This is a genomic window from Nonomuraea soli, from assembly GCF_013761175.1.
In the GTDB taxonomy this organism is placed as follows: Bacteria; Actinomycetota; Actinomycetes; order Streptosporangiales; family Streptosporangiaceae; genus Nonomuraea; species Nonomuraea soli.
Map to the genome: position 1 here is coordinate 236,765 of NZ_JACDUR010000003.1, position 24,345 is coordinate 261,109.

7 protein-coding genes are annotated in these 24,345 nt (G+C 72.8%); all 7 read right to left on the reverse strand.

The annotated features are described in order from the left end of the window. Nucleotides 1-12: 12 nt before the first annotated feature. Genes HNR30_RS13915 through HNR30_RS49240 form a run of 7 tightly spaced genes read right to left on the reverse strand, consistent with a single transcriptional unit; the run spans nt 13 to nt 24,342 of the window. Nucleotides 13-1,890: a RiPP maturation radical SAM C-methyltransferase gene (locus tag HNR30_RS13915; RefSeq protein ID WP_181610261.1), complete on the reverse strand. Its 1,878-nt coding sequence runs from the start codon at nt 1,888-1,890 to the stop codon at nt 13-15. Beyond that, nucleotides 1,883-2,389, reverse strand: coding sequence for a flavin reductase family protein (locus tag HNR30_RS13920; protein ID WP_220133574.1), 507 nt, complete (start codon nt 2,387-2,389; stop codon nt 1,883-1,885). Before HNR30_RS13920 ends, HNR30_RS13915 begins: the two co-directional genes overlap by 8 nt. Continuing rightward, the gene (locus HNR30_RS13925; protein WP_181610262.1) at nt 2,386-3,921 is read right to left on the reverse strand and encodes a tryptophan halogenase family protein; all 1,536 of its coding nucleotides are present in this window, start codon (nt 3,919-3,921) and stop codon (nt 2,386-2,388) included. The genes HNR30_RS13920 and HNR30_RS13925 overlap by 4 nt, the downstream gene beginning before the upstream one ends. Then, nucleotides 3,921-4,094 carry an MbtH family protein gene (locus tag HNR30_RS13930; RefSeq protein ID WP_181610263.1) on the reverse strand — a complete coding sequence of 58 codons (174 nt, stop codon included), beginning with the start codon at nt 4,092-4,094 and terminating at the stop codon, nt 3,921-3,923. The genes HNR30_RS13925 and HNR30_RS13930 overlap by 1 nt, the downstream gene beginning before the upstream one ends. Before the next feature lie 4 nt (nt 4,095-4,098). Next, nucleotides 4,099-14,013 carry a non-ribosomal peptide synthetase gene (locus tag HNR30_RS13935; RefSeq protein ID WP_181610264.1) on the reverse strand — a complete coding sequence of 3,305 codons (9,915 nt, stop codon included), beginning with the start codon at nt 14,011-14,013 and terminating at the stop codon, nt 4,099-4,101. Then, the gene (locus tag HNR30_RS13940) at nt 14,010-20,417 is read right to left on the reverse strand and encodes a non-ribosomal peptide synthetase (protein WP_181610265.1); all 6,408 of its coding nucleotides are present in this window, start codon (nt 20,415-20,417) and stop codon (nt 14,010-14,012) included. The genes HNR30_RS13935 and HNR30_RS13940 overlap by 4 nt, the downstream gene beginning before the upstream one ends. Next, a complete protein-coding gene (locus HNR30_RS49240; RefSeq protein WP_181610266.1) occupies nt 20,407-24,342 on the reverse strand; it encodes a non-ribosomal peptide synthetase in 3,936 nt (1,311 codons plus the stop codon). The genes HNR30_RS13940 and HNR30_RS49240 overlap by 11 nt, the downstream gene beginning before the upstream one ends. Nucleotides 24,343-24,345 lie beyond the last annotated feature (3 nt).

The window sequence follows — 24,345 nt, forward strand, 5'->3', positions numbered from 1 at the left end:
CGCCGCACGGGCCTATCCGATCGTCAGCACCGGCAGCCTGCGGCGGGAGCTGACCAGCGAGCGCCGCGGCCTGGGCAGCGGGTCGACCCCGGTCTCCGCGAGCACCAGGCTCATGGCCCGCTCGCCCTCGACGAAGATCAGGCCGCGCTCGCGCAGCTCGTCGAGATGCGCGGCCTCCTCGGGCGCCAGCCGGTCGATGCGGGTGGGGCGTTCGAGGATGAGCAGCGTGCGCGCCGCCGCCTCGTCCAGCTCGTATCTCTGCAGCGTCCCGGAGCGGGAGTCGAGCACGACCCCGTCCTCCAGGCGCAGGATCGGCGGCTCACCGCCCTCCCAGCCGCCCAGCCAGGCGCTCACGGCCTTGGTGAGCGGCCTGATCCACCTGGCCACGCCGATCATGTACGGCGCGACGGCCCGGTCGTTGAAGTAGTAGGCCAGATGGTTCAGCGACTCCTCCGGGAAGGGATAGGTGAGCCGGTAGTGGTCGACAGGGCGCAGGTCGAGCCCGAACTCGTCGGCCTGGTTGAAATAGGGGCTGTAGCGGTCGAACCGGACCGGGAAGACGCCCTCGGGCGGCGGCAGGTGCGCCAGCAGGGGCAGGTCGTCGACGTACTTGGCGAACGTCGACTCCGGCTCGCCGGGAAAGCCGATGAGCAGGTTCCACGCCGGGGCGATGCCGTACCTGACGCAGTTCTTGAGCAGCTGGATGTTCTGGAAGGACGACGAGCCCTTCTTCATGAGCTTCAGCGTGCCGGTCGAGAGCGCCTCGATGCCCGGCTGGATGCGGTCGACCCCCGCCCTGGCCATCTCGCTCATGTCCTGCTGGTCCAGGCCGACCTTGACCTCGTAGAAGATCGACGCGCCGGGCGGGGGCTGCAGCTTGGGCAGGACCTCGGTGAGGTACTCCAGCGGCATGATGTTGTCGGTGCAGGAGTAGACCTTGCACCAGGGCGCGTACTCGAAGAGCCGCTCGAACTGGGAGACGGCCCGTTCCGGCGACATCGCCCGGTAGGCCATGCCCTGGCCGTTGAGCCCGCAGAAGGTGCAGTGCGAGCGCTCGCCCCACCAGCAGCCGCGCGAGGTCTCGAAGAACAGGATCGGCTCGACCTTGTCCTCGACGTCCGCGGTCAGCTCGTCGAAGGAGGTGGCGAACGAGGCGTAGTCGGGCTCCACGCAGTCATCGATGTCGGTGTCGGCGCCGATGGCCCGGCGATAGCGCTCCTCGTGGCAGTTGCGCCGCGACACGACGCCGAGGATGCGGTCGGGCGCCTCGTCGTCGCCGTCGATCACCGCGCGCAGGAAGCGGGGAAAGCTGCGCAGCGCCGGGCCGGAGAAGACGTAGTCGAGCTGGGTGGCGTGCTCCACGAGCGAGGCGCCCATCGGGGCCTCGCAGTTGGCGCCGCCCATGACCGTGAGGGTCGACGCAGAGCGCTCCTTGACGATGGCCGCCATGGCCAGGCTCGGCACGGTCTGCATGAACATGGAGCTGAACCCGACCACGTCGGCCTCGCCCAGCCGGTACTTGTCCGCCAGGCTCGCGCAGAACTCGCCGAGGCGGTCGCGGGCCCGCATCAGCCGTGCCCGCAGGGGAGCGTGGCCAGGCCCGGCGAAGTAGCGGCCGAAGTACTCCTCGCTGTTGTCGGGCGCACCGGGGAAGGCGACCTGGCGGAACAGCCAGTCGCCGATGCCGGCGACGTGGTGCTCCATGCCCTCCGCGACGGCGTCGTACAGCTCGGTCCCGAAATAGCGCACCACGTCGTGGTTGAGGTAGCAGACGCGGACGCTGACCTCGTCCTCGAAGTCGCGCCGCACCAGCGAGGAGAGCTGGCTCAGCGCGAACGAGGGCCGTCTGCGGTCCGCGAACGGCATGTTGACCAGGGCGATGTCAAGCACGAAGGGTCCTTTCCCCGTCGCGGGCCCACGTGGCGTACTCACGGAAGCCGTACATGAGCGGTGATTCCGGGTCGCTGGCGATGTCGGCGACCCGGCCGAGCACGAGCGCGTGGTCGCCGACCGTCCACACCTCCTCGACCGTGCACTCCGCCCAGCCGTGCAGGTCGTCCTCCAGCCGGGGCAGCCGCAGCCGCCCCGTGGGCGACCACCTGATGGCGGAGAACCTGTCCGCGGTGAGGGAGGAGAACAGTTCGGCCGCCGGCCGCGCTCTGGCGTGCAGCAGGTTGACGCCGAAGCCTCCGGACCCGACGGTGGCCGCCAGGGTCCGGCTGTGCACGTTGATGCTGACCAGCAACGTCGGCGGGGCGAACGTGACGCTGATCAGCGACGAGCAGGTGAGCCCGCAGGGTTCGCCGTCCGGGCTCATCGCCGTCACGACCGCCACGCCCGTCGGGTACGAGCTCATGAACGAGCGGCAGACGTCGACGAGCGTTGTCACCGGAGGCTCGTCAGGTATTCGTGGGCGGTGGGCAAGACCGACACCATGCGCTCCGCCTCCGCGCGCAGGCCGGCGAACTGGGCCCTGGCTCCGGCCGGGTCCAGGTGGGCGAGCGCGGGGCGCGCTCCCTGCGGGGCGTGTCCCAGCCCGAGCAGCATCGTGATCCACGAGTAGAGCTCGAATCCGTGGTAGTAGGGGTAGATCGTGCTCTCGTCGGGGAGCCTGGTCGCGGCGATCTCCAGGAACTCGGCCAGGAACGGAGGGATCTCGCGGGCCTTGGTCTCCTTCCAGTACGGCGTGTCGGCGCGGGCCGTGGCGCGGTAGTGCAGCACCAGGAACTCGCGCACGCCGTCGATGACCCTGGCGACCTTGTCGTTGTAGCCGTCGATCAGGCGCGGTTCCCAGCGCTCGTCGGGGAAGTGCTTCACGAGCTGCTCGATGGCGTGCTGGATGAAGAAGATCCCGGTCGACTCCAGCGGCTCGACGAATCCGCTGGACAGGCCCACCGCGACGCAGTTGCCGACCCAGGAGCGCTCGTTGCGGCCGATGCGCATCCGGATGTGGTTGGCCTCCAGGTCGTCGCGTCCGGGTGCGGCGAAGGCCCGCAGGGCGCGCTCGGCCTCCTCGGGCGAGCAGAACTCGTCGGAGTAGACGTAGCCGGTGCCGTTGCGGCCGTAGAGCGGGATGGTCCAGATCCAGCCCGCGTCCATGGCCGTCGCCGTGGTGTAGGGGTTGATCAGCTCCTGCTCCTCGCGCGGCACGCGCAGGGCGACGGCGCGGTTGTTGGGCAGGACGTCGGTGAAGGAGCGGAAGTTCTCGCCGAGCGTCTGGTTGATCAGCAGGCTGCGGAAGCCGGTGCAGTCGACGAACAGCCCGCCGGTGACGTCGCCGTGCTCCTTGGTGGTGACGTGGCTGATCCAGCCGCGCTCGTCCTGGCCGACGGCGGTGACGTCGTCGAGCACGTGGCGTACGCCCTGCTTCACGCCGATGCCGGTCAGGTAGGTGGCGAGCTGGGCGGCGTCGAAGTGGTAGGCGTAGGGGAACTGGGCACGCTGCTCCTCCAGGGTGGAGCGGCCGAGCGAGCCGTCCAGCTCGCCGGCGAACAGGCTGCCGTCGAGCAGCCGGGGCGAGCGCCGGTTCTCGCACAACCACGGGGTGACGTAGCAGGCCCGGTCGAACGGCTCGCCGGCGCCGTTGAGCCGCAGGTGCCAGTCGGCCAGGGTGAAGCCGTCGCTCACCCGCAGCCGCTCGAACGGGTGGTAAAAGTGGGTGCCGTCGCCCCGCCAGTTCTCGAAGCGGATGGCCAGCTTGTAGGAGGCCGCGCACTGCGGCATCCACTCGCTTTCGTCCAGGCCGAGGTAGTCGAAGAAGTGGCGGACGGTGCTGAAGGTCGCCTCGCCCACCCCGATGGTGGGGATGCGCGGCGACTCGACCAGGGTGATGTCGACCCGATCCCCGAAGGCCGCCTTGAGGTAGGTGGCGGTCATCCAGCCGGCCGTACCCCCACCCACGATCACGACGTCGTTGATCATCAGTGCTGTCCTCTCAGGCTGAGCGGCCGCATGTCTGTCCAGACGGCCGAGATGTGCGTCAGGCACTCCTCGCGGCTGCCGCGGACTCCCTCGTCCGTCCAGCCGTCGGGGTTGTCGCGGCCCTCGGGCCACACGGAGTACTGCCCCTCGTGGTTGACGACGACCTTGAACATCGCTTCACGCCTCCAGGCGGTCTCGGGCCACGATCGGCCAGATCAGGGCCATCGCCTCGGCCCTGGCCATGGCGTCGTGGTCGCAGTCGATCTCGTGTACGGCCAGCCCCGCCACGTGCGGCGCCCAGATCCCGTCGGCCGACAGCCCGGCCTCCCAGGTCCTCGTGGCGACGAAGAGCAGGGCGTCGCCCTCGTAGCGGCCCGGCCGGTGGGCGTCGAGCAGCTTGGAGTTGTGCAGCACGGTCTCCGTCATCGTCGCGACGAGCTCCTCGTCGAGGTCGGCCGCGTAGCCGACGGAGTCCATGAGCAGGGTGCGGGCCTCGGCGGCGTCCTCGATGCCTGGCCGCTCGGCGCCGGAGAAGGCGGGATAGCTGTCGAGCAGGGCCAGCAGCCCGACCTGGCCGGGCAGCCGCTCGGCCATGGCGTGCGCCACGAGGCCGCCGAACGACCAGCCGAGCAGGTGGTAGGGCCCCTCCGGCTGCACTCGCCGGATGATCTCCAGGTAGCGCTCGGCCATCTCGTGCACCGAGCTCGGCTGGTCGGGTCCCGTGGACTGCAGGCCGTACACCGGGCGGTCGGGCTCGACGTACGGCAGCAGGCTGCTGTAGCACCAGCTGACGCCGCCGACGGGATGGACGCAGAACAGCGGCGGCAGCGAGCCCGCGGTGCGCAGCGGCAGCAGCGCGTCGAACGGGTCGTCGGCGGCGCCGTCGCCCGCGAGGCGGTCCACCAGCTCGGCCACGGTGGGCGCGGCGAACAGGTCGCGGATGCTCAGTGAGGCGCCGAGCGTCGAGCGCACCCTGCTGATCAGCCTGGCGGCCAGGATGGAGTGGCCGCCGGCGGAGAAGAAGTTGTCGTTGACGCCCAGGCCGGGCCGCTCCAGGACCTCGGTGAACAGCCCGAGCACGGTGTGCTCGCGCGGCGTGCGCGGCGGCCGGTGCCCGGCGCGCGGTGGTTCCGGCAGCGCCCGGCGGTCCAGCTTGCCGTTGGCGTTGAGCGGCAGCACCGGCAGCGGCAGGTAGGCGGCGGGCAGCATGTGGGTCGGCAGGTGCGCCAGCGCGTGCCGGTGCAGTTCGGCCGGGTCGACGTGCTCGGGCGTCACGTACGCGACGAGCTGGTCGTCGCGGACGATGACGGCCGCCTGGGCGACGCCGGGGGCGCGGCCGAGCGTGTTCTCGATCTCGGCCGGTTCGATGCGGTGGCCACGCAGCTTGACCTGGTTGTCGGAGCGGCCGACGAACTCGAGCGCGCCGTCGGCCCGCCGCCTGGCCTGGTCGCCGGTGCGGTAGAGCCGCCGCCCGCCTGGCGCGGCCACGAACCGCTGGGCGGTCAGTCCTGGCCGGTTGAGGTAGCCGCGTCCCACGCCCGGCCCGCCGATGTACAGCTCGCCGCGCACGCCTGGCGGCACCGGCAGCAGGTTGTCGTCGAGCAGCAGCACCTCGGTGTTGACCAGAGGGCGGCCGATCAGCGGGATCTCGCCGTCGCGCACCCGGTAGCCGGTGCTGTCGTTGGTGCATTCGGTCTGGCCGTAGTAGTTGTAGCTGTCGGTGGCGGGCGCGTCGAGCATCGCCTGCCACAGCCCGGCGGAGACGGCCTCGCCGCCGACCATCAGCGCCTTCGGGTGGTGCCGCCCGGGGGCGAACAGCCCGGCGGTGACGAGCTGCTCCATGAACACCGGGGTCAGGTCGACGAAGCCGATGCCGTGGGCGTCGATGTAGTCGACCAGATCCTCCGGCGTGCGGCGCGTGACGTCGTCGATGACGTGCAGCTCGTGCCCGTCCATCAGCCACAGCATCGAGTCCCACGAGGTGTCGAAGGTCAGCGGCACCACGAAGCCGATGCGCAGGCGCTCACCGCGCGCGGCCAGGAACAGCCCGTTCCTGTGCGCGTTGAGCAGGTGCGCCAGGCCGCCGTGTTCCAGGACCACGCCCTTGGGCCGCCCGGAGGAGCCCGAGGTGTAGATCACGTAGGCGGCGTGCTCGGGACGCGGCGGCGTGCCCGGGTCGTGGTCGGGGGCGTCGGGCACGTCCTCGAGGAACACGACCTTCTCGTACGGCACGGCGCTCTCGCGGGTGGTCAGCACCAGCAGCGGCCGGGCGTCGTCCAGCGTGTAGGCGATGCGCTCGGCGGGGTGCTCCAGGTCGAGCGGCAGGTAGGCGGCTCCCGCCTTGTGCACGCCCAGCACCGCCGCGATCATCTCGGCGGATCGGGGCAACGCCAGGGCGACCAGCGTCTCGGGCCCGGCCCCCTGAGCGCGCAGGTGGTGGGCGATGCGGTTGGCGCGCCGGTTGAGCTCGGCATAGCTCCAGCGGACCGCCCCCGACACGACGGCGATCTCGTCGGGGATCCTGGCCACCTGCTGCTCGAAGCAGGTGGGCAGCGTCACGGTCAGCGGCTCGGCCCGGGGGCCGCGCGAGCGGGTCAGCTCGAGGTCGAGCTCGTCGAAGGTGAGCACCTGCAGGGCGCCGATGCGGGTCCCCGGCTCCTCGACGGCCGCCTCCAGCAGGCGCAGCAGCCGGTCGGCCATGGACTCGGCCGTCGAGCGGTCGAACAGGTCCACGGCGTATTCGAGGTAGGCGTCCATGCCCTCGGGCCTGCCGCAGTCGTCGTAGCGCTCGATGACGTCGAGGGTGAGGTCGTAGTCGGCCGTGCCGTGGGCCACCGGCTCGTGGGCGGTCTCGACGCCGGGGAAGGTCAGGTCGGCCGCCGCGTTGTTCTGGAAGACCAGCAGCACCTGGAAGAGCGGGAAGCGGGCGAGGGTGCGGGTCGGGTTGACCGCTTCGACGACCCGCTCGAACGGGGTCTCCTGGTGTTCGTAGGCGGCCAGGTTCGCGTGCCGTACCCGGGCGAGCAGTTCGGCGAAGGTCGGGTCGCCCGAGGTGTCGGTGCGCAGCACGAGCGTGTTGATGAAGCAGCCGACCAGGTCGTCGAGGCTCTCGTCGGTGCGGCCCGCGACGGCGGTCCCGATCGGGACGTCGCCGCCGGCGCCGAGCCTGGTCAGCAGGGCGGCCAGCGCCGCCTGGGTGACCATGAAGAGGCTGACGCCGTTCGCGCGTGCCACCTCGGCCATGCGCTCGTGCACGGCGGCCGGGATGGTGAAGGGCACGGTGTCGCCGTGGTAGCCGGCGATCGCCGGGCGCGGCCGGTCGGTCGGCAGTTCGAGCTGGTCGGGCAGGTCGGCCAGGGTGGTGCGCCAGAAGTCCAGGTGGTCGTCACCCGAGTCCTGCCAGAGCGCGAAGTCGGCGTATCTCACGGGCAGGGGCCGCCAGGCGGGTTCTCGGTTCTCCAGCCGCGCCCGGTAGGCCTCGGCCAGATCGCGCGAGAGCGGCGCCATCGACCAGCCGTCGCAGGCGATGTGGTGCACGACCACCAGCAGCACGTGCTCGTCGGGCGTCAGCCTGAACAGCCTGGCGCGCAGCGGCGTCTGGCTGGTCAGGTCGAAGCCCTGAGCGGCGATGCCGGTCATCAGCTCGGGCAGCTCGCCCTCGGTGACGGGTTCCGGGTCGAGCCCGATCGGCGCGGGGGCGAGGATCTGCTGGTAGGGGCCGCCCGCGTCCTCGGGGAAGATCGTGCGCAGCGGTTCGTGCCTGGCGACCACGTCGGTGAGGGCGGCGGCCAGCGCGGTGGCGTCGAGCGGCCCGCGCAGCCGCAGGCCCGTCAGAGTGTTCTGGGCGTGGTCGCCCGCGTCCTCCAGCCGGTTCAGGAACCACAGGCGGCGCTGGGTGAACGACAGCGGCAGCCGCTCGGCGCCCGCCGCCGGGCGCAGGGCCGGTCTGGCGTCCTCGCGCAGCATGTCCGCCAGCCCGGCCACGGTCGGGTGGTCGAACAGGTCGCGGATGGTCAGCGTGGCGCCGAGGGCGCCGCGGATCCGGCTGATCAGCCTGGTGGCCAGGATGGAGTGCCCGCCGTTGGCGAAGAAGTCGTCGTCGATCCCCAGGTGGGTGGCGTTGAGCGTGTCGTTGAACAGGCGCAGCAGCGTCTCTTCGCGCGGGGTGCGGGCGGGGCGGTGCTTCGTGGCGGGCGGCTCCGGCAGGGCGGCCTTGTCGAGCTTGCCGTTGGGGGTCAGCGGCAGCGCGGCCAGCGGCAGAATCGCCGCGGGCAGCAGGTGGGTGGGCAGCTGGGTGCGGGCGTGGGAGAGCACGGCAGCCGGGTTGGCCGACGCGGGCACGATGTAGGCGATCAGCCGGTCGTCGCGCAGGATCACCGCGGCGGCGGTGACGCCGGGCGCGCGACCCAGCGTGTGCTCGATCTCGGCCGGTTCGATGCGGTGGCCGCGCAGCTTGATCTGGTCGTCGGCGCGGCCCAGGAACTCCAGCTCGCCGCCGGGCAGCCGCCTGGCCAGGTCGCCGGTCCGGTAGAGGCGGGTGCCGTCGTGCCAGGCGACGAACCGCGCCGCGGTCAGCCCAGGCCTGCCGAGGTAGCCGCGGCCCACGCCGGGCCCGCCGACGTACAGCTCCCCACGGCTGCCGGGCGGCACCGGCTGGAGGGCGGCGTCCAGCAGGTGGGCCTGGATGCGGGGAAGCGGGCGGCCGACGAGTATCGTGCCCGGTTCGCAGCGCCAGGCGCTGACGTCGACGGTCACCTCCGTCGGGCCGTACGCGTTGATCATCGTACGGCCGGCGGACCACCACTCCATGAGCCCCGCCGGGCACCCTTCGCCGCCGACGACGAGCATCCGCAGGTCGGGGTACGGCACGCGCGGCACGGTCGCCAGGATCGCGGGCGGCATGTGGGCCAGGCTCACCCGCTGCTCCCGCAGGAAGCCGCCGAGCTCCTCCCCGGTCAGGACGGAAGGGGCGATCACCAGGCAGCCGCCTCGCGTGAACGCGGTGGCCAGCTCGGAGACCATCACGTCGAAGCCGGGTGAGACGAGCTGCAGCACCCGATGCGCGGGACCGCCCTCGGCGTCGAGGCGCTCGCCCAGGTTGGCCGCGAGGTTGGCCAGGCCGCGGTGCTCCAGCACGACGCCCTTGGGGGTGCCGGTGGAGCCCGAGGTGTAGCAGACGTAGGCGGCCGTCCCCGGCGTGAGGGGCGTGCCCGGGTCGTGTTCAGGACCTCCGTCGAGCTCCTCCAGCATCAGGCTGTCGCCGTACGGCACGCCCGCCGAGCGGCAGGTGAGCAGCAGCCTGGGCCCGGCGTCCCGCAGCATGGAGGCGATGCGCTCACGCGGATGGGTGAGGTCGAGCGGCAGGTAGGCGGCGCCCGTCTTGAGCACGGCCAGGATGGCGGCGATCAGCTCGGCCGAGCGCGGCAGGGCGAGGGCGACCACGTTCTCGGGTCCGGCGCCGCGGGCGATGAGGTGGTGGGCGATCCGGTTGGCCTCGCGATCGAGCTCGGCGTAGGTCCAGGTGGCCGCGCCGCAGGCGACCGCGGGGGCGTCGGGGGTGCGTCGCGCGTGCGCCGCGAAGACCTGCGGCAGCAGCGCGGGCTCGTTGTCTCGCGAGGGTCCCTCGGCCAGGGCCCGCTCTCCGGCGCTGAGCAGCGGCAGCCGGGCGACCGGCTCGCCGGGGGCGGCGATGGCGGCGCGCAGCAGCCGGGCGAGCCTGGCGGCCATCGCCTCCGCCGTCGGGCGGTCGAACAGCTCGCACGCGTAGTGCAGCGCGCCGTGCAGCCCGGTGTCGTTCTCGTGCACGGCGAAGGTCAGGTCGAACTGGGCGGTGGGCACCTGGACGTCCAGCCGCTCCACGTCCAGTCCCGGCAGCGTCCACAGGTCGCGCCGCTCGTCCTTGGAGTAGGTGACCAGCACGTTGAACAGGGGGTTGCGGCCGGGTACGCGCACCGGGTTGAGCCGCTCGACGATCCGGTCGAACGGCGTGTCCTGGTGCTCGAAGGCCTCCAGGACACTTTCCTTGGTGCGCCGCAGCAGCTCGGTGAAGTCCGGCCCGCCGGACAGGTCGCCGCGCAGGACGAGCGTGTTGACGAAGAAGCCGATCAGCGGTTCGGTCGCGGGGTGGTCGCGGCCGGTCGTCGGGGTGCCGACGGCCACGTCGTGCTGGCCCGTCACCCGCGACAGCAGAGCCTGCACGGCCGCGAGCAACACCATGTAGACCGTGACGCCGTGCTCACGGGCGAGCCTGTCGATGCCGTCGGCGGGCAGGTCCATGAGGACGTGGTCGCCGCGTTCCGCCGGCGTGTGCGGGCGTGGCCTGTCGGCGGGCAGGTCGAGGGGTTCGAGGCCGGCCAGCCTCGCCGTCCAGTGCTCCAGCCCGCCGTCGCCGGTGGCGGAGCGCTGGTGGGCGGCGTGGTCGGCGTACTGGACCTCCAGCGGCGGCAGGTCGTGTCCCTGGTAGAGGGCGGCCAGCTCGTCCCAGAGCACGGGCAGCGACCAGCCGTCGCACGCGATGTGGTGGAAGAGCAGCAGCAGCACGTGCTCGTCGGCGGACTCGCGGTACAGCCCGGCCCGCATGACGGGGCCTCGTTCCAGGTCGAACGGCTCTCCTGGAGCGGCGTCGCCCAGCTCGACCGGGGCCGGAGGGTCGACGACCTGGAGCGGCTTGCCGTCGGCCTCGACGTAGCGGGTGCGCAGGATCTCGTGCCTGGCCACGATGCCGCCGAGCGCGCGGGCGAGGGCGTCACGGTCGAGCGGGCCGCGCAGCCGTACGGACACCGGCATGTTGTAGGCGGTGCTGCCCGGCGCGAGCTTCCACAGGAACCAGAGCCGTTCCTGCGCGAACGACAGCGGCAGCGGGCCTTCTCGCGAGGCTCGCTCGATCGCGGCGTCCGGCCGGGCGGCGCCGGCGATGCGGGCGGCCAGCGTCGCCACGGTCGGCGCCTCGAACACGGCGGTGACGGGCAGGTCGGCGCCGAGCTCCTGGTGCAGGGCGAAGCGGAGCCGGGTGGCGAGCATGGAGTGCCCGCCGAGGTCGAAGAAGTCGTCGTGGGCGCCGATCTCGGTGTCGCCGAGGTCGAGCACGCTCCGCCAGATCCCGGCCACGGCCCGCTCCAGCTCGGTGCGCGGCGCCTCGTAGGCGGTCCGCCTGCCGGGAGTGCCGGGGTCGGGCAGCCGTGAGCGGTCGATCTTGCCACTGAGCGTGCGCGGCAGCTCCTCCACCAGGACCACGGCCGTCAGCCACATGGAGCGCGGCATACGCTCGTTGCAGAAGTCGCGCAGCTCGGCGGGATCGGCGTCGCCGCCGGGCACGGCATAGCCGACCAGGCGGTGGTCGCGCCCGTCCGGCCAGGCCAGCACGTGGCATTCGGCCACGGCGGGATGGGTGCGCAGGACGGCCCGTACCTCGCCGGGCTCCACCCGGTGCCCGCGGATCTTCACCTGGTCGTCGTCCCTGCCCAGGAACTCGATGCTCCCGTCGGGCAGCCTGCGTCCCCTGTCACCGGTCCGGTAGAGCCGGGAGCCGGGCGCGACGGCGAACGGGTCGGGCACGAAGCTCCAGGCGGTCGCGGCGGGCTGGCCGGCGTAGCCGCGCGCCACCCCGAGCCCGCCGACGTACAGCTCGCCCACGACGCCGATCGGCACCTGCCTGCCGCGCTCGTCGAGGACGTGGACGGTGGTGTTGGCGGCGGCGCTGCCGACGGGCACGATCCCCGAGACGGTGCGGGATCCCCTGCGCGCCTCCTGGATGGTGCTGTCGATGGTGGTCTCGGTGGCGCCCCAGGCGTTCAGCACCCGCACCCGGGGGCCGAACGTCTCCATGAGCGCGTCGCAGTCGGCCACCGGCAGCGCGTCGCCGCCGGAGACCAGCAGCCGCAGGTCCGGCAGGTCCAGGCCGGTGGCGGCGACGTGTCCCGCCAGGCTGTGCAGAACGGCGGGGATGCTGTCGAACGCCTCGATCCTCTCCTCGGCCAGCGCCCCGGACAGCTCGGCAGGATCGAGCGCCATCGCCCGCGGCGCGATCACCAGGCTCCCGCCGAAGGCGAGGCTCCTGACCACGTCGCCCCAGAACACGTCGAACGACGGGCTCGCGACGGTCAGCCAGCGGCCGGCCGTGATCTTGCGGGCGGCCCAGTCGGCCCTCAGGTTGGCCAGGCCCCGCCGGGTGACCATGACGCCCTTGGGCAGTCCCGTCGAGCCCGACGTGTGGATGACGTAGGCCAGCGCGTCAGGAGACGACGGGCGCTCGGGCCGGTGCGCGGGCTGCCTGGCGGCGTCGGCGACGTCGGCGACGCGCCAGGGCCCCGCGGGTATGGCCGTGCCGAAGCCGGAGCCCGTGAGCACCACCGCGGGTCCGGCCCCCGCGAACATGGCGGCCAGCCGGTCCTCCGGCTGGTCGGGGTCGACGGGGAAGAAGGCGGCGCCGGCCTTGAGCGCGGCCAGCGGGGCGATCACCGCGTCCGCCCCCCGGTCCACGCACACCGCGACCACGTCGTCCACGCCGGCGCCGAGCTCGATGAGCAGGTGGGCGAGCCGGTTGGCCCGCTCCTCCACCTGGCCGTAGGTCAGCCGCTCGGCGCCGCAGGCGACGGCCGGGTCATCGGGTACGGCGTCGGCGAACGACTCGAAGTGCGCCTCCACGCCCGTCTTCGGGTCGAGGGCGAGCCTGGTGGAGTTCCACCGGGCGAGCTGGCGCCGCTCGGCCTCGGTGAGCAGTTCGTACTCCGAGATACGAAGATCGGGATCGTCGGCGGCCTGCACCAGCAGAGCGACGAGCTGGTCGGCCAGCCGCTCGACGGTGGCCAGATCGAACAGGGCGGCGTCGTACTCCAGCGTGCCCGCGTAGGAGTCGTCGAGGCTGAAGGTCAGGTCGAACAGGGCGCCGCCGCCGTCGCACGGATAGGGCTCGACGTCCAGCCCGCCGAACGCGGGCCGCGCGCCGGACGCGTCGCTGTCGCCGGTGACCATGACGTCGAACAGCGGGTTGCGTCCGGGCTCGCGTACGGGATTGAGCCGCTCGACGACGCGCTCGAAGGGCGTGTCCTGGTGCGCGAAGGCGTCCAGGACGTTCGCCCTGGTCCTGGCCAGCAGCTCGCGGAAGGTGGGGTCCGCGGCGGTGCTGGTCCTGACCACGATCGTGTTGACGAAGAAGCCGATGAGGGGCGCGATGTCCGGCCGGTCGCGTCCGGCCGTCGGCGCCCCCACGGCGATGTCATGCTGCCCGGTCACCCGCGAGAGCAGCGCCTGCACGGCGGCGAGCAGCACCATGAACGGGGTCACGCCGTTCTGCCTGGCCAGCTCGCGCAGCCGCCCGGCACTACGGCCCGGCACCTGGACGGGCACCAGCTGGGCCTGGTGCGCGGGCTCCAGCGGCCGCGTCCGGTCCAGCGGCAGGTTCAGCTCCTCCAGCCCGTCCAGATGCCCGGCCCAGTAGCCGAGACCGTCGTCGCCCGGCTCGGAACGCAGGCGATGGGCGTGGTCGGCGTACTGCGTCTCCAGGGCGGGCAGCTCCTGGCCCCGGTAGAGCGCGTCCAGCTCCCGCCACAGGATGGGCAGCGACCAGCCGTCGCACGCGATGTGGTGGACGACCAGCAGCAGCACGTGGTCGTCCGGCGCCAGGCGGAACACCCTGGCGCGCAGGACGGGGCCGCGCTCCAGATCGAACGGGACCGTGCACTCCTGGTCGACGAGCCGGTCCAGCTCGCGCTCCGTCGCCGGGACGACCGGCAGGCCGACCGGCGCGGCGTCGCCGACGACCTGGGCGGGCACGCCGCCCTCGACGACGTAGCGGGTGCGCAGGATCTCGTGCCTGGCCACGACGCCGTCGATCGCGCGGCCCAGCGCCTCGACGTCGAGGGGGCCGCGCAGCCGTAGGGCGGCGGGGGCGTTGTAGGCGGGGCTGTCCGGCGCCGTCGACCACAGGAACCACAGCCGCTCCTGCGCGAAGGAGAGGGCCAGCGGCCCGCCTGTGCGCGGCGCCCGCGGCCGGCGCTCGCGCGCCAGCCGCTCCAGGAGGAGCCTGCGCTGCTCGGGCGGCAGCTGCGCGATCCTCGCTGCGAAGGTCTCCGACATGCGTGCGGGTCCTCTCATGACTCGGAGGGCAGGAGCCGCGCCAGCTCGTCGTCCGGCAGGTCCATGACCAGCCGGTCGAGCTCGGCGGCCAGGCGTACGGCCAGCGCGCCGATGCGGGGTTCGGCCAGGATCTGCTTGATGCCGAGGTCCACCCCGAACGTGGTGCGGATGCGGAAGGCGATCTGGACGGCGTGGAGCGAGTTGCCGCCGAGCTCGAAGAAGTCGTCCTCCACGCCCGGCCGCTCCACCTCCAGCACCTCGCGCCAGATGTCCGCGACGGCCTCCTCGACGGGATCGCGGGGCGCCACGTACGGGGTGCGGGCGGTGGAGCGGCCCGCGTCGGGCAGCGGCAGCTCGGCCCTGTCGATCTTGCCGTTGGGGTTCAGCGGTAACCGGTCCATGATCATGACGGTGGCCGGGACCATGTGCTCGGGCAGGTGCCCGGCCAGGTAGGAGAGCAGTTCCTCCGCCCTGACGGCTGAGCTGGGCTGGGCGTGGGCCAGCAGCTTGCCGCCCGGTGCCGTCACCACGCAGGTGGCGACCGACGGGTGCGCGGCCAGGACGGCCTCCACCTCGCCCAGCTCCACCCGGAAGCCCCTGACCTTGACCTGGTGGTCGCGGCGGCCCAGGAATTCGAGCGTGCCGTCGGGCCGCCAGCAGGCCAGGTCGCCGGTGCGGTAGAGCCTGGCGCCCGGTTCGCCGGAGAACGGGTCGGCCACGAAGCGGTCGGCGGTCAGGCCGGGCCTGCGCCAGTAGCCGGCGGCCACGCCCGGCCCGCCGAGCCACAACTCGCCCGGCACGCCGACCGGGGCCGGGGAGAGCGTGGAGTCCACGACCCAAGCCTGGGTGTTGGCGATCGGCGGGCCGATCTGGCCGTTGCTCGCCGGCAGGTCCTTCAGCGGGCGGCAGGTGGAGATGCTGGTCACCTCGGTCGGGCCGTAGATGTTGTTCAGCCCGTCGTGTCCCGTCTGGCGAACGCTGGCCAGGTTGATGCGCTCGCCGCCGATGTAGACCTGGTCCACGGTGGCGAACACGTCGGGCTGGGCGCCGACCGCCGAGTTGAACAGCGCGGTCACCAGGGCGAGCGTGGTGACGCCCTCGGCTCTGATGAGCTCGGCCAGCCGCGCGGGCGACAGCACGGTCTCGTTGGGGACGATCACCAGGCGTGCGCCGTTCAGCAGCGCGCCCCAGAGCTCGAACAGCAGCGGGTCGAAGGAGGCGTTCGAGAGCTGGGCGACCACGCTCTCGTGGCTGAGCCGCACGTAGTCGGTGTCGCGGACCAGGCGGACGATGCCGCGGTGGGCCACGGCGACGCCCTTGGGCCTGCCGGTGGAGCCCGAGGTGTAGACCACCGTCGCGACGCGGTCACCTCCGCTGTACGTGCCCGCCGCCGTGCCTGCCCCGATCTCCTCCAGGGGGCTGCCCTGGCCTTCGCCGAGCGGCAGCTTCGCCAGCAGGTGCCGGTGGCCGAGCACCACGCCCGCCCGGGTGTCGGCCAGCATGAACGACAGCCGGTCGGCCGGGTAGCTCGGGTCGAGCGGGACGTAGGTGCCTCCCGCGCGCAGGATGCCGACGATCGCGGCGACCATGTCGGCCGAGCGCTCGGCGCACAGGCCCACCAGGTCGCCCGGCCGTACCCCCGACTCGTGCAGGTGCGCCGCGATCGCTCCGGCGCGCTCCCAGAGCTGGGCGTAGGTGAGCCGTACGGAACCGTCCACGACGGCCACGCTCCCGGGCCGCAGCCGTACGTGCTCGGACACCAGGTCCTCGAGCGGCCGGTCGAGCGGCGCCTGACGCAGCGTGTCGTTCCAGCCCGCCACCTGCGCCCGCTCGGCCGGTGAGGACGGCGGCGCCGCCGCGACCGGCGTGTGCGGGCCTTCCACGACCTGGTGCAGGGCGGTCAGGTAGTGGTCGCGGATGCGGCGCACCTGCTCGGGCGCGAACTCGCCCGAGTGGAAGTCCAGCCCCATCAGCAGCCCGGTGCCCGAGCGCGGGTTGCGCAGGAAGCCGCAGACGAACGGGTAGTTCGTCGGCTCGACCCTGACCGTGGTGAAGGCGTCGAGCTTGGCGTCGACGAAGGCGACCTCGCCGCTGTCGAGCACGTCCTTCAGCACGTGGAAGTGGTTGTAGACGAAGTGCGTCTCGTACAGCGGTCCGCCGCCCACGAGCTGCTGGATCTGCGACATCGGGAAACGCCTGTGGGGCAGCAGGCCGTTCTCCTCCTCGAAGACGGCCCTGATCAGCTCGGCCCAGGTGCCGCCGACGCGTGCCCTGATCGGCAGCGAGTTGAGGAACAGGCCGCGCGACTCGGTGCCGTCTGCCTCCTCCAGGCGCCCGTTGAAGGCCATGCCGGTCACGACGTCGTCGGACCCCGTCAGGTAGGCCAGCACCCGCAGGTGTACGGCGAGCAGCACGCTCTTCAGCGGCACCCCGAGCTGCTCGGCGACCCGCTCCAGCCCCTGGCAGAGCTCCATCGGGATCTTGGTCTCGCGCCAGGCGTAGAACTCGCTGCTGCCCTCGGGCAGGGTCCAGTCCTCGACCGCGTAGGGCGAGGCGGTCGGCTCCGCGGAGCTGTCCGCCGGCCAGCGCGGCAACGGCAGCCGTTCGAGCCCGGCCAGGTGCTCGCTCCACCAGGCACGCTCGTCATCCGACTCGACCGCCTGCCGCTCCGCCTCGACGAAGTCGCGATAGGTGGAGGCCGGAGGCTGCTCGGCGACGGAGGCGGGGTCCTTCAGCAGGGCGACGTACCGCTCCAGGATCTCGGCGATCGTCGAGTGCAGACTCCAGCCGTCGAGGATGGCGTGGTGCTCGACCAGCGTCCACTGGAAGGTCTCGTCGCTGCACCGGTGGACGAAGAAGCGCCACAGCGGCGGCCTGGCCAGGTCGAAGGGCCGCTCGCGCTCCCTGTCGACCCGCTCGCCGATGATCCGCCCCTGCTCCTCCTGGCTCAGCCCGCGCAGGTCCTCGACCACGATCGGCAGCTCGGCCGTGCGGTGGACGAGCTGCAGCATGTCGCTGTAGGCGCTGAGGTGGAAGGAGGTCCGCAGGATGTCGTGGCGTTGCACGGCCTGCGCGGTCGCGGTGCGGAAGAGCTGCTCGTCCCAGGGCGCCCGCAGGTGGAAGCTGTCGACGTTCTGGTAGAGCATGCGCTCGTCGGACTCCATGTGGAAGACCATCCCGACCTGCAGCGCGGCCATCGGATAGGCGTCGACCACGTCCTCGGGCAGCCTGGCCCTGTCCTGCTTCGAGATCAGCGCGAACGGCTCCCGCTCGCGTTCGACCGGGCAGGCGGGCGAGATCTCGGCGGCGAGCTGGGCGATCGTCGGCTGCTGGAAGAGCCGCTGCAGCTCGAAGTCGAGCCCCCGGTCGCGCGCCAGCGCCAGCACCTGGACACTGCGGATGGAGTCGCCGCCCAGGTGGAAGAAGTTGTCGGTGACGCCGACCCGCTCCAGTTCGAGCACGTCGGCCCAGACCTCGGCCAGCACCCGCTCGGTCTCGGTGCTCGGCGCCACGTAGGCCCGCCCCAGCGCGGGACGCTCCTCCGCGGGGTCGGGCAGCGCGGACCTGTCGATCTTGCCGTTGCCGCTCAGCGGCAGCTCGTCGAGGATGACGATGATCGACGGGATGAGGTGTGCGGGCAGCCGGGGCTCCAGGAACTCGTGCACGTCCTCGACGCTCAGCTCGCCGCGCGCCTCGACGTAGGCGACCAGGCGGCGTTCGGGAGAGCCGTGCGCCACCACGACGCACCTGCCGACCCGCGGATGGTCGCAGACGGCCGCCTCGACCTCGCCGGGCTCGATGCGGAAGCCGCGGATCTTGAGCTGGTGGTCGGCGCGGCCGTGGAACTCCAGGGTGCCGTCAGGCCGCCAGCTCGCCAGGTCGCCGCTGCGGTACATCCGCGCGCCGGGACGGCCGGAAAAGGGGTCGGGCAGGAACCGCTGGGCCGTCAGGTCGGGCCGTTTCCAGTAGCCGCGCGCGACGCCGTCGCCGCTGACATGGATCTCACCGATCACCCCGGCCGCGACCGGCTGCCCGTCGCGGTCCAGGACGTGGATGCCCAGGTCGGCCAGCGGGATCCCGATCGGGCTCGTCCGCTCCGACAGCAGTTCCCTGGTGAGCGGGGCGTAGGTGCTGTGCACGGTCGTCTCGGTGATGCCGTACATGTTCACCAGCCGCGGGAAGTCGTCCGGGTGACGCTCCCACCAGCGCAGCACCGAGTCGCGGTCGAGGGCGTCACCGGCGAAGACGACCAGCCGCAGCGCCAGCTCGGCCGCCACGCGCTCGTCCACGCCGACGAACTGGCGGAACACGGCGGGCGTGGCGTTCAGCACGGTCACCTGCTCGCGGGCCACGAGGTCGTAGTACGCCTCGGGCTCGCGGCTCTCCCAGTGGCTCACGATCACCAGCCGTCCGCCGGTGGTCAGGCAGTTCCACACCTCCCACACGGAGACGTCGAACGAGCTGGAGTGCAGGAGCGTCCAGACGTCGCCGGGGCCGAAGCCGTAGTCGGGCTGGGTGCCCGCGAACAGCCTGACCACGTTGTGATGGGTGACCATGACGGCCTTCGGCGCGCCGGTCGAGCCCGAGGTGTAGATCAGGTAGGCCAGGTCGTCGGGTCGCGGCGCCCGGCCGCTGTACGGCGTGCGATCGTTCGCCACGTCGGCCAGGACCCTGCGGTAGCCGCCGTCGGGCAGCTCCACGCCGCGCTGGGTGACCACGGTCTCCAGCTCGGCGTCGGCCAGCATGTACTCCAGCCGCGCCGCCGGGTAGGCAGGGTCGAGCGGCACGTACGCCGCCCCGGTGCGCAGGATGGCGAGCATCCCGGCCACCAGTTCCGCGCTGCGCCAGCAGGCCAGGCCGACCAGGTCGCCGGGCCCCGAGCCGAGCCGCGCGGCCAGGGCGCCCGACCACTCCCACAACTCGGCATAGGTGAGCCGCTGCAGCCCGTCGGTGATCGCGACCGCGTCCGGGCGCAGCCGTACCTGCTCCTCGACCAGCTCAGGCAGGGTCCGGTCCGCCTCGATCAGCCGCGCGGGGCCCGACCAGCCCCGGATGAGGCGCTGCTCGTCCTCGGGCAGCGAGCCGATCAGCGAGACGGGAAGCTCGGGGGCCGTCAGCAGGCCGTCGAGCAGCGTGCGCCACTGGCCGGCCAGCCGCCGCGCGGACGCGGTGTCGAACAGCGCGCTCGCGTACTCCAGCTCGACGCGCAGCTCGCCCTCGCTGTCGATCACGGTGACCGTCAGGTCGAACTTGGCGGTGCCGGTGTCGGCGGGCAGCTGCTCGGCCCGCGCCGCGCCGATCCGCCAGCGGGAACGCTCCTGCCTGTGCAGGCCGAACTGGACCTGGACCAGCGGCGGGTAGGACAGCTCGCGCTCCGGCCGCAGCGCGTCGACCAGGGCGGCGAACGGTACCTGCTGGTGCGCCTGCGACTGCGCCGACGACTCGCGCACCCGCTCCAGCAGCTCCAGGAACGTCGGGTCGCCGCTCAGGTCGGCCCTGACGATCAACGTGTTGACGAAGAACCCGACGAGCGCCTCCACCTCCTGCACGGGCCTGCCCGCCACGGGAGTGGCGAGCACCACGTCGGTGCGCCCGCTCCAGCGGCCGAGCAGCAGGGCGAAGGCGGAGAAGAGGACCTCGAACACCGTCGCGCCGGCGTTCGTGGCCAGCTCCCTGACTCGTTCCGGGGCGGGGAGGGAGAAGTGCTCGGTGGCTCCGCCGTACTCCTGGACCGGCGGCCTGCGCCGGTCGGTGGGCAGCTCCAGCAGCGGCGGGAGGTCCTTCAGGTGCTCGCGCCACCAGGTCAGGCCCTCCTCCAGCGGTCTGGCCCGCTCCCACGCCGCGTAGTCGGCGTACTCCACGGCGGGCTCCACGTGCTCGCCACCGGCCAGCTCGTCCAGCAGCAGCCCGAGCGACCAGCCGTCCACGGCGATGTGGTGGAAGCAGAGCCACAGCAGGTGGTGCTCGCCGGTGCGGCTGATCAGACCGGCTCTCACCAGCGGCGCCTTCGCCAGGTCGAAGGGCTCCCTGACGCGCTCGTCCGCTGCCTTCCTGGCCGCCGTCCAGTCGGGGGCGTGCTCGTGGCTCCACGGCACCCGCGCCCGCTCGTGCACCCGCGTGCGCGGGCGGCCGTCGGCCCCGGCGACGAAGGCGGTCCGCAACACCTCGTGCCGGTCTGCCAGGCCCTGTACGGCACGGCGCAACTCGTCGGCGTCGGCAGGACCGGTCAGTTCGAGCAGCACCGGCACGTTGTAGAGCGGCGTGCCGGGACGCCACTGGTCCAGGAACCACAGCCGCTCCTGTCCCGACGACAGCGGATCGTCACCCGGCTGCCTGCGCGGCACCCCGTCACTCCTGTCGTCCAGGCCTGCTTCGGCGAGCAACGTGTCGATCAGCAGCTCTTGTGCGCGGTCAGTGTGCATCGGCGTTCTCCCCCACACGGGCGTGCTGTACCTGCAGGACGATGGCGGCGATCCGGTCCAGCCGATCGGGATCCGGCTCGCGTAGCGCGGCGGCCAGCCGCCGGATGGTCTTGTGCCGGAACAGGTCGCGGACCGACATCGGCGTGCGCAGGGCGCGCTCGGTCCGCGTGGTGACCTTGACGGCGTGCAGCGAGTGGCCGCCGAGCTCGAAGAAGTCGTCGGTGGCGCCGGGTAGCTCCAGGCCGAGCACCTCGGCCCAGATCCCGGCGAGCAGCTCCTCCACCGGGCCCTGCGGCGCGATCGTCTCCGTTTCCCGGCGTCCCTCCCCGGGCGCGGGAAGCTGGGTCACGTCGATCTTGCCGTTGGGGTTGAGCGGCAACCGGTCCACCATGATCACGTGGGCGGGCACCAGATGGCCCGGCAGCTCGCGCGCCAGGGCCTGCCGCACCTCGGCGGCGCTCAGCGCGCCGTCCGGCTGCACGTAGGCGATCAGGTCGGCGGGCGCGTCCTGCGGGGTGCGCGCGACGACGGCGCAGGACCGCACCCCGGGCAGCGCCGACAACGCCAGCTCGACCTCGCCCGGTTCGACGCGGAAGCCGCGGATCTTCAGCTGCCTGTCGATCCGGCCGAGGAACTCCAGTGTCCCGGTGGCCGTCCAGCGCACCAGGTCGCCCGTGCGGTAGAGCCTGTCGCCCGGCCGTCCGGAGATCGGGTCGGGGACGAAGACCCCGGCGGTGGTGCCCGGCCTGCGCCAGTAGCCCCATGCCACGCCCGGCCCGCCGAGCCACAACTCGCCCGCCACCCCCACCGGGGCGAGATCGCCGGTCTCCAGGTCGACCACGCGGGCGGTGGTGCCCGAGATCGGCCGCCCGATGGGCCCTCGCGTCGTCGGCGCGTCGGTCAGCGGCTCGAACGTGGAGAAGGTGGTCACCTCGGTCGGGCCGTAGATGTTGTGCAGCGCCCGAGGCCCCAGCCCGCCGCGCAGCACCTGGCCCACCCTGGCCACGTCGAGCGCCTCGCCGCCGAAGTAGAGGTGGTCGACGGTGGCGAAGGCGTCGGGCTCCTCGCCGGTCGTGGTGTTGAACAGGGCGGTCGTCAGGAACATCGTGGTCACGTGCTCGGCCCTGAGCAACTGCGCCAGGGCGGGCGGCGACAGCGCCGTCCGCGGAGGGACGATCACCACCCGGCCGCCGTTGGCGAGCGCTCCCCAGACCTCGAAGGTGATCGCGTCGAACGAGGCGTTGGAGAGCTGGGCGAGCACGGTCGAGGTGTCCAGCGGCACGTAGTCGGCGCCGCGCACCAGGCGGACGATACCGCGGTGCGGGACCACCACGCCCTTGGGGCGGCCCGTGGAGCCGGAGGTGTAGATGACGTAGGCGGCGTCCTCCGGCCCGACCCGGACCTCGGGTGCGGCCGTGCCGTGCTCGTCGCCGATCTCGATCGTCTCGCGCCCGTCACGCGGGAGCGCCGCCAGCAGGTCGCCGTGGCCGACGAGCGTGCTCACCCCGGAGTCCTCCAGCATGAAGGCCAGGCGCGCGGCCGGATAGGAGGGGTCGAGCGGCACGTAGGCGGCGCCGGTCCGCAGGATGGCGAGCATCGCGATGACCAGGTCGGCGCCACGGTGGCAGGCCAGGCCGACCAGCTCGCCCGGCCGGGGCCCGAGCCGCGCGGCGAGCGCGCCCGACCTGGACCAGAGGTCGGCGTAGGTGAGCTTCACCTGACCGTCCGAGACGGCGACCGCGTCACCGCGATCGGCCACCTGGCGGGCGACCAGCTCGGGGATCGCGACATCCGGATCCGCGCCGGGCGTGCCCTCCCAGGTCATGAGCTGGTGGCGCTGGTCGTCCGGAAGCGCCTCGACACGCGAGACCGGCTCGCCCGGCGTGTCCAGCAGGCCGCGCAGCAGGTGGAGCCACTGCGCGGCCAGCCGGTCCGCGGTCGCCGCGTCCAGCAGGTCGGTGGCGTACTCCACCTCCAGCAGCATCTCCCCCGGCGCCTCGTGCAGGGTGAGCGTGAGGTCGAACTTGGCCGTCTCGGTGTCGGTCTGCCGCAGCCGCGCGGAAAGCCCCTCGGCCAGCTCCCACTCGTGGTGGGCGGGCAGGTAGTGGGCGAAGGCGACCTGCACGACCGGCGCGTGGCTGAGCACCCGCTCCGGCTGCAACGCCTCCACCAGCAGGGCGAACGGCAACGCCTGGTGGCCGAGGGCGGCCGTCGCGCTGTGCCGTACCCTCTCGACGAGCTCGTGGAAGCTGGGGTCGCCGCCCACGTCGGCGCGCACCACCAGGGTGTTGACGAAGAAGCCGACGAGCGGCTCCAGCTCGGGCAGCGGCCTGGTGACCACCGGGGTGGCGATCGGCAGGTCGCTCCTGCCGCTCCAGCGGCGCAGCAGCAGCGCGAACACCGACAACGCCACGTCGAACACGGTCACCGACCGCGACCTCGCGTAGTCCGTCAGGGCCGCGGCCAGGCCGGCCGGGAGCGCCTGGCGCCGCGTCCCGCCACGGAAACTCTGGACGGCGGGCCGCGGCCGGTCGCCCGGGAGCTCCAGCAGCGGCGGCAGCCCCGCCAGGTGGGAGCGCCACCAGCGCAGGTGGTCGGCGACGGGACGCGCCCGCTGCCAGGCGGCGTAGTCGGCGTAGTCCAGCCCGTCCGGCTCGGGCAGCGGCTGCCCGCGGTAGGCGGCGCCCAGGTCGTCGAGCAGGTGACGCAGCGACCATCCGTCGACCGCCAGGTGGTGGACGCACAACCACAGCAGGTGGCGATCCTCTGCCACGCTGACGAGCCCGCCCTGGATCAGCGGCGGCACGGTCAGGTCGAACGGCTCCGCGACGTGCGCGCGCACCAGCCGCCAGGCGTCCGGGAGGCCGCCGGCACGCTCGTGCCGCCATGGCACCTCGGCGTCGCGGGTCAGCGGCCTCGGCTGGCCGTCCACGGTCTCGAACGCGGTGCGCAGCGCCGGATGGCGGTCGGCCACCCGCTGCAGCGCCTCCCCCAGCCTGGCGGGGTCCGCCGGGCCGGTCAGCTCGACCACCAGCGGCACGTTGTAGAGGGCGGTCCCCGGGCGCCACTGCTCCAGGAACCACAGGCGCTCCTGCTCCAGCGAGACCACGGCGGGCCCCACGGAACGCGCGATCGGCGCGGCCGTGGCCGTGCCGGCACGCTCGACGACCTTGGCGCAGCCGGCCAGCGTGGGAGCGGTGAACAGCTCGTCGAAGTGCACCTCGACGTCGAACGCCGCGCGGATCCTGCTCAGGGTCATCGCGGCGAGGATGGAGTGGCCGCCGATGGCGAAGAAGTCGTCGTCGAGGCCGACCCTGGGCAGGTCGAGCACCTCGCACCAGATGGCCGCGAGCCTGTGCTCCGTGGGGGTGCGCGGCGCCACGTAGGCGGTCTCGTCCAGGTCGTGCGGGCTCACCACCGGATCGGCGGCGAGCACGAGGTCGGCGAGCAGCGAGCCGGGCTCCTCGGCGAGGAGCACGAGAAGCGTCTCCAGGCGGTCCAGGTGCCAGCGCATGGCCTGCTCGGTGTAGCGGTCCGCGTCGTAGTCGCACACCAGGAGCCAGCCGCCCGGCGCCGGATTCAGCACGAACAGGCAGTCGCAGTCACGCAGGCTCAGCGCCGCGTCATCCGCCTCCGCCCTGCTCACCCCCGCGGCGACCAGCACCCGGGCCTCGCCGGTCGTCTCCGTATGGTCCAGCAGGTCGCCCAACCGGGTCCCGGCGTCCAGCCCTGAGCGCAGCACCACGGGCCCAGGAGCGGCCGCCACCAGGACCTCGTCCACGTCCGGCACGGCGATCAGCGCCATCGCCGCCGCCGTGAGCCAGGCCAGCGGCTCCCGCGACACGGCCTGCACCGTGACGGAGAGCTGCCCTCGGGCGTAGCCGGGCCGTACGGCGGGCGCGACGTCGGCGGGAAGTGTGGTCACGCA

Excerpts from the sequence above, each read along its gene's own strand:
- HNR30_RS13925 (WP_181610262.1), bottom strand. The coding sequence starts at position 3,921 with ATGATCAACGACGTCGTGATCGTGGGTGGGGGTACGGCCGGCTGGATG.
- HNR30_RS13930 (WP_181610263.1), bottom strand. The coding sequence starts at position 4,094 with ATGTTCAAGGTCGTCGTCAACCACGAGGGGCAGTACTCCGTGTGGCCC.
- HNR30_RS13935 (WP_181610264.1), bottom strand. The coding sequence starts at position 14,013 with ATGAGAGGACCCGCACGCATGTCGGAGACCTTCGCAGCGAGGATCGCG.
- HNR30_RS13940 (WP_181610265.1), bottom strand. The coding sequence starts at position 20,417 with ATGCACACTGACCGCGCACAAGAGCTGCTGATCGACACGTTGCTCGCC.